At 59.5% G+C, this 999-nt stretch carries 1 protein-coding gene; it reads left to right on the forward strand.

Annotated elements, in window-relative coordinates; translation table 11 throughout:
* Positions 1-86 precede the first annotated feature (86 nt).
* Positions 87-971, forward strand: coding sequence for an IS1595 family transposase (locus tag NDI65_RS22150; RefSeq protein WP_310894442.1), 885 nt, complete (start codon positions 87-89; stop codon positions 969-971).
* Positions 972-999: the final 28 nt, after the last annotated feature.

Genomic DNA, 999 nt, shown 5'->3' on the forward strand with positions numbered 1-999 from the left:
CGCTCTTGTGAAGCAGGTTGTTGGTCAAGGAAAGCTGGCGCTGTGAAAGCGTAGCGGGCAAGGGTGACGCGAACGCGTCACCCGATATGTTCCCATTTGAACTGCTAAACTCGGAGGCGAGCGCCGCGAACCTGCTCCAGCAGGTTCGCTGGCGCGAGGGCCTCCAGTGCCCGCGCTGCCGGTCTGAGTCGGTGATCAAACACGGCAGCTATCGAGAGTATCAGCGGTATCTCTGTAAGGATTGCGACCGCACGTTCAACGACAAGACCGGCACGATCTTCGCGCACGCGAAGATCGGCCTCGACAAGCTCTTGTTCGCGTTCTACTCGTTCCTCCGGTTCAACACGAGTATCCGCCAGTTAGACGCTGAAATTGACGTTTCCTATCGCTCGCTTCGCCGGCGCGTCGAGCAGTTCGCCAGAACGCTCGACGCGCCAACCATCTCTCTCGTTGGCCCGGTCGAGATTGACGAGTTCTACGTCTCTGCCGGGAAGAAAGGCCGCGAGCGCGACCGAGAGTCGCGCTCGCGTGCCCTTTCGAAACGCGGACGAGGAACGTATGAGGGGGACAAACCGCCAGTGTTCACGCTCGTTGATCGCGGCAGCGGTCAGCGATACGTCGTCCCAGCGAAATCCGCCGACGAAGCGACCGTGCGACTCCTTCTCGACAACCGCGAGAAGGAGTCGCTGACCGTCTATACTGACGGATTTCGGGCCTACGACCCACTCGACGATGCTGAGAGCTTCCACCGAGAATCAGTAATTCACGGTGACGGCGAGTACGTTGATGGAGACGCGCATGTGAACACGTGCGAGAGCCACGCGTCGCTGGCGCGACGGTGGCTCTCGCCGCATCGAGGCGTCTCAAAAGACAAACTGACAGCGTATCTCAGACCGTTCCAGCTTCGGCGACGAATCCTCCGCAAACCGGGGCGAGAAGCACTGAAACAGATTGTCCGAGCAGTTCTCTGACTCACCAACAATGTACTTCACAAGAGCG

This window comes from Haloferax sp. S2CR25 (assembly GCF_031624535.1).
Taxonomy (GTDB): Archaea; Halobacteriota; Halobacteria; order Halobacteriales; family Haloferacaceae; genus Haloferax; species Haloferax massiliensis.

What these genes read in the sequence shown, in the direction of transcription:
- NDI65_RS22150 (WP_310894442.1), top strand. Translation starts at nt 87, where the DNA reads ATGTTCCCATTTGAACTGCTAAACTCGGAGGCGAGCGCCGCGAACCTG.